Consider the following 1,337-nt stretch of genomic DNA (forward strand, 5'->3'; position numbering starts at 1 on the left):
ACTGACCGTGATACCGTCCAGCGCTGTCTGGAGCAGGTGCCCGCTGCCGTAATAAAGATGGCTGAGATGCTGCCCGTCCGGCAGGGTAATGTCGGTGGGATTGCCCAGCGCATCGCGCCGGTATCTGATGCTGCCGTGCACACTGTGCTCTGCCGTCAGCCACCCGCTGCGGTCATACGCAAAACGTACTGAATACATGGGGAAGATGCAAAAGTGTGCTGAATAAGGTATAAAAATAAAAGCTGGGAAGTTCTAATTTTCTTACCAACTATTATTTACTACTAATTAACTAATGCTCTACCGACTTCATGATTTGGTGATTCAAATAATTTTATCACATCACCATGATTTAACGCCCCATTAAAGGTAAGAAATTTAATTTTAACATTTCTTTCTTCATTTGGATAAATATCATCGCCATCAAAAGAGACGACACCTGAATAATATTCACCATTAATTAAAAATAATGGTCTATATCCTGATTTCACAGGGTATTCCCTACTTGGATAAATAATTATTTTTGCGCTTATCATTATCAACACTCCTTAACTTCCAGTTTGTCAAGATCCGCTGCGTCTATAGAAACAGCCTTCATTCTATCTGCATAAAACTCAGTACCTTTTATATCATCAGGAACATCAACTTCTACTATCTTAAAGTCAGGATTAGATTCCCACTGAGACAAAAGGTTACCAAATTTACGTGCATCTTCATATGTAGTAGCAAATAACTTTCCTGTTTCATACTGACCTGGAATATTTCTCAATTTACCTGTAGAAATAATATCATTATATTCCCCTTCAAAAACAGCCCTAAATAAAGAGTATAACCCCAGCGGGTCTATCCAGATTAACGTATTCGACGCATACCGATAAAGATTCAGACCACCACGGATCGAAATCGGATCCTGGCTGATAAACCTCCCGCACTCCGGCGCATAATATCTGAACAGATTGTAATGCAGTCCTGTTTCTTCGTCAAAGTACTGCCCCGGCAGCCGCAGCGGCTGTTCAAAGTACGCCCCGCTGTTGCTGATGTCGCCCCGGTTTTCGCCAAAACCCGCCTGGTAGCCTGCCCACACCAGCGTCCCGTCCGACGCGGTCACCTCCTGTACCGTGCCCGTCAGGTCCGTATGGTAATACCAGATTTTTTGACTCTCTCCGCGCCCCGTGATGGCGGCCACCGGCGTGTACGGCTGTTCCGCGTCGTACAGGTATGTCCGCTTTCCCTGCCACGTTGTCTCCTGCAACAGCCGGAACCCTTCCCACACAAACGTCGTCCGCCGCTGTTCCCTCTGGTCCGTATGGCGGCCATATGTCGCCTTGCTGATGCGCCTG

General features: G+C 46.4%; 3 protein-coding genes. 1 reads left to right on the forward strand and 2 read right to left on the reverse strand.

Annotated elements, in window-relative coordinates; all coding sequences use genetic code 11:
• Positions 1–192 (forward strand): hypothetical protein (locus FEK46_RS24025; protein WP_346763855.1); only part of this gene is annotated, 192 nt, incomplete at its 5' end.
• 89 nt (positions 193–281) lie between these two features.
• On the opposite strand, the gene FEK46_RS23260 is transcribed toward FEK46_RS24025, so the two are convergent.
• Together FEK46_RS23260 and FEK46_RS23975 are read right to left on the reverse strand one after the other, a co-directional pair.
• Entirely contained in the window at positions 282–533 is a 252-nt protein-coding gene (locus FEK46_RS23260) for a hypothetical protein (RefSeq protein ID WP_135560133.1), read from the reverse strand.
• Between the two features lie 2 nt (positions 534–535).
• The coding region (locus FEK46_RS23975; protein ID WP_276608997.1) for an RHS repeat-associated core domain-containing protein at positions 536–1,337 on the reverse strand (802 nt) is incomplete at its 5' end.

Origin of the sequence: Escherichia sp. E4736, assembly GCF_005781225.1 — a bacterium.
Lineage (GTDB): Bacteria > Pseudomonadota > Gammaproteobacteria > Enterobacterales > Enterobacteriaceae > Escherichia.

What these genes read in the sequence shown, in the direction of transcription:
- FEK46_RS23260 (WP_135560133.1), bottom strand. Translation starts at nt 533, where the DNA reads ATGATAAGCGCAAAAATAATTATTTATCCAAGTAGGGAATACCCTGTG.